Genomic DNA, 4,239 nt, shown 5'->3' with positions numbered 1-4,239 from the left:
AAATTGCTAGGTTTGTATGGATTTAGCAGATATAATAGAAGAACCGACGGCATCGTGGCAGTCGGGTTGTACAAATCGAGCTTAAGGTTCGAGTCTATATGGGGAGGTTTCGCATGGAAATCGTCATTACTGGTCGTCATACGCAGATTAATCAAAGGTTCCGTGACGTTGTAGAAAGTAAGATGAATCGTGTGACCGCCATTGCGCCTGATGCGCAGCGCGTGCAAATCGTGTTGACTCATGAAGGCAATCCAAGGCAGGCTGACACAGCAAAGCGAGTTGAAATCACTGTTGTTGCAGGAAGCACTGTGATTCGCGCAGAGGCTTCTAGCACTGATCAATTTAGCGCATTAGATATGGCGCTTGATAAGTTGACGCTTCGTTTGCGTCGTACTCGCGATCGTCGTAAGGATCATCGCCGTGGATATACGGAAATGACTCCTGTAGATATGGGTGCTGTAGAACCTGAGATTGAAACTACCGTTGAAGAGCCAGAAGAAAATGAGGTTAATAGCGCAGATGCTGCTGTTGCTTCCGATTTAGGTCCTGGTGAATCTGTGGAAGTAAGTGTTGGCGACACTCCTATTGTGATTCGTCGTAAGCTACATATTGCAGAGCCTATGAGCATAGATGAGGCTTTGTATGAGATGGAGCTTATTGGACATGATTTCTTCCTGTTTGTAAACAAAGAAACTATGAGACCATCTGTAGTATATCGCAGACATGGTTGGAGCTATGGCGTGTTTGAAATTGATACACCTGAAAATGTTGCTAAGCAAAAGTAATGGTTAAAAACATGTCTAAAGTGCGCGAATAAGTGCGCGTGCCCGTCTAGCACAATGTTGGGCGGGCATTTTTATGTAGAAATCAGACTCGCTAACTTACAAAAATCGTAGCCGTCGCGTAATATAGGCACAGTTTACGTCTATGTTGGCTAGGCCGTCGTCATAGACATGACCTAAGGGAGCAAAACGTGGTAGATATCGTCGATAAAGCCTTGCGTATGGGTGAAGGCCGTCAATTGAAGCGCCTTGAGAACGTAGCCAAGGCTGTGAATGCGTTGGAAGATGAAATTTCCGCGCTTTCCGATGAAGAATTGAAGGGTCAAACTGCTAAATTCAAGCAGCGTTTAGACAATGGTGCAAAGCTTGATGATTTGATGCCTGAAGCCTTCGCTACTGTGCGAGAGGTTTCAAAGCGTACGCTTGGCCAGCGTCATTTCGATGTGCAGCTTATGGGTGGTGCTGCATTGCATTGGGGCAATATTGCAGAAATGAAAACTGGTGAAGGTAAAACGTTGGTCGCTACTTTGCCAAGCTATCTGAATGCTTTGGAAGGCAAAGGCGTGCACGTTGTCACAGTCAACGATTACCTTGCTAGCTATCAAAGCGAACTTATGGGTCGTATTTATAGATTCCTTGGCATGAGCGTTGGCTGCATTATTACCGACCAGCAGCCACCTGAGCGTCGTAAGCAATACAATGCTGATATTACTTACGGTACAAATAATGAGTTTGGCTTCGATTACTTGCGCGATAATATGGCGTGGGAAAAGAGCGAACTTGTGCAGCGCGGTCATCACTATGCAATTGTCGATGAGGTCGATTCCATTCTTATCGATGAGGCTCGTACGCCACTTATTATTTCAGGTCCTGCTGAAGGTGATGTAACTCATTGGTATCGTGAATTTGCAAAGCTTGTTTTGAAGCTTACTCGCGATGTTGATTACGAGATTGACGAAAAGAAAAAAACCGCAGGTATTCTTGATCCTGGCATTGCAAAAATTGAGGATTACTTGGGCATCGATAACCTTTATGAGCCAAGCAATACAGCTCTTATTGGTTATTTGAATAACGCTTTGAAAGCTAAGGAGCTTTTCCTTCTAGATCGTGACTATGTTGTCACCAACGGCGAAGTTTTGATTGTCGATGAGCATACTGGTCGTGTTCTTCCAGGTCGTCGTTATAGCGAGGGCTTGCATCAAGCAATTGAAGCTAAAGAAAATGTGGAAGTTAAGGCAGAAAATCAGACTTTTGCTACTATTACTTTGCAAAACTATTTCCGCATGTACGACAAGCTTGCTGGTATGACTGGTACTGCTGAGACTGAAGCTGCAGAGTTCATGGGAACTTACAAGCTTGGTGTTCTTCCAATTCCTTCCAATCGTCCAGTAATTCGTAAAGATAAGGACGATTTGATCTTCCGCACAAAGAAAGAAAAGCTTACTGCTATCGTGCGCGATGTTGCTGAACGCCATGCTAAAGGACAGCCTGTGTTGCTTGGTACAGCTTCTGTTGAATCTTCTGAGATTCTTTCTTCACTCCTTGACGTTGCTCGCATTCCTCACCAGGTTTTGAATGCTAAGCAGAATGCTAAGGAAGCTGCTGTTGTTGCTGTTGCTGGTCGTAAGGGTGCTGTAACTGTTGCTACTAACATGGCAGGTCGTGGTACTGATATTATGCTTGGTGGCAATGTTGAATTCTTGGCTGATGCAAAGTTGAAGGCTGATGGTTATTCTCCAGACGATACTCCTGAAGAATATGAGAAGCGTTGGCCAGGCGTTTTAGCTGAAGTTAAAGAGCAAGTTAAAGACGAGCATGAAGAAGTTAAGAAGCTTGGTGGCTTGTATGTTCTTGGCACTGAGCGTCACGAATCTCGTCGTATTGATAACCAGCTTCGAGGTCGATCTGGTCGTCAGGGCGATCCTGGCGAATCTCGCTTCTACTTGAGCTTGGAAGATGATTTGATGCGCCTGTTCAACACTCAGCTTGTTGCTCGTGTTATGGCTAAGGGATTGCCAGAAGGCGAACCAATTGAGTCTAAGTACGTTTCTAACGGTGTGCGTACGGCACAGAAGACTGTTGAAGCTCGTAACTTTGAAATGCGTAAGAACGTTTTGAAGTATGACGATGTTATGAATAAGCAGCGTACTGTGATTTATGCAGAGCGTCAGATGGTTCTTAAGGGTGAAGATATTCACGAGGACATCTTGAAGTTCATCAGTGACACCGTAGAAAGCTATGTGCGTGGCGCAATGAACGGTTCTGATAAGCCAAAGAATTGGGATTTGGACGGCTTAAAAGATGCTCTTAACTCTGTAATGCCTGTACTTCTTGATTGGGATCAGGTACGTGAAACTATTATCAATCTCAAGGGCGAAAAAGCTGTTTCTGCTTTGCGTGATTTGATCGTCGACAGTGTAGTAAAGGTTTACTCTCTCGTCGAAGATCGTCTCGGTGCTGATCCACTTCGTCAAATTGAACGTCGCGTTGTTCTTTCTGTTCTCGATCGCAAGTGGCGTGAACATCTTTATGAGATGGATTATTTGAAGGATGGTATTGGTCTGCGTGGTATGGGTCAGCGTGATCCGCTCGTTGAATATCAGCGTGAAGGCTACCAGATGTACAATTCGATGATTGAGGCAATTAAGGAAGAAAGCATTCAGCTTCTATTCCACATTGATGTCAATCAGATTGCTTCTACTGAAGATATTTCTTCTGACGATGAGCTTGATGAAGATGTTGCGCAAGCTTCGTCTGAGGTAGATGCTGAAGATCAAGCTGCTGGTATTGTTGGTCCTGCACCTTTGAGCCATGCTGAAGGCGATGTTCCATTAACCATGCGACCAAAGAATGAAGAATGGAAGACTCCATGGTCTGATGGACGTACATTCCCAGGAACAAATAAGAATGACGAATGCCCATGTGGTTCTGGTCGTAAGTACAAGCTTTGCCATGGTCAAAACGAAGCTGAAAATGAAGCTGAGTGACTTGAAAGCTTACTAAAGTAAAATATAAATAAAAGGCGGTGTGATCAAAATCATGCCGCCTTTTATTATATTCGATTGATTATTAGCTATACTCGAGCACCATCTCCATAATCGCTGTAATCTTCTTTATACGGATCAGGTTTTTTGCGATTCATAAGTAATCCTGCTCCACTAAGTAGCATTAATAAGCCGCATATAATACCAACAATGTTCGCTATAGTAGGAATAAAAGCACTTACAATAACACCGAAGATACCTATAACAAATAGAATCCACAAAACTACATTAACTAGAGATACGTTATAAAATTGTGGATTTGGAGGCACAAAATCATCGCCATAGTCTTCCATAGTCTTATCTAAATCGAGCCAACTTGTGCGGGTATTATCACGAGGACCTTTAGCAGTTATAATCGTGTGAGAATCTTGCATTCTAGTAGGAATAATATAAGATTTATGGCTACTTAGATT

2 protein-coding genes and 1 pseudogene are annotated in these 4,239 nt (G+C 43.5%); 2 read left to right on the top strand and 1 reads right to left on the bottom strand.

The genetic code is table 11. The features are described from left to right. The first annotated feature begins 113 nt into the window (after positions 1-113). Entirely contained in the window at positions 114-785 is a 672-nt protein-coding gene (gene raiA, locus A5294_RS05890; protein WP_004106803.1) for a ribosome-associated translation inhibitor RaiA, read from the top strand. 188 nt (positions 786-973) lie between these two features. Then, positions 974-3,769 carry a preprotein translocase subunit SecA gene (gene secA / locus A5294_RS05885; RefSeq protein ID WP_004106800.1) on the top strand — a complete coding sequence of 932 codons (2,796 nt, stop codon included), beginning with the start codon at positions 974-976 and terminating at the stop codon, positions 3,767-3,769. Positions 3,770-3,855: 86 nt separating this feature from the next. Here secA and A5294_RS06855 read toward each other — a convergent pair. Further along, a pseudogene (locus A5294_RS06855) lies at positions 3,856-4,239 on the bottom strand (hypothetical protein); the annotation flags it as partial.

Source organism: Gardnerella sp. 30-4 (genome assembly GCF_001641215.1).
Lineage (GTDB): Bacteria > Actinomycetota > Actinomycetes > Actinomycetales > Bifidobacteriaceae > Bifidobacterium > Bifidobacterium leopoldii.
Note: the sequence above shows the minus strand (reverse complement) of the source record. Positions and strands in the feature narration are given on the sequence as shown.

What these genes read in the sequence shown, in the direction of transcription:
- raiA (WP_004106803.1), top strand. Translation starts at nt 114, where the DNA reads ATGGAAATCGTCATTACTGGTCGTCATACGCAGATTAATCAAAGGTTC.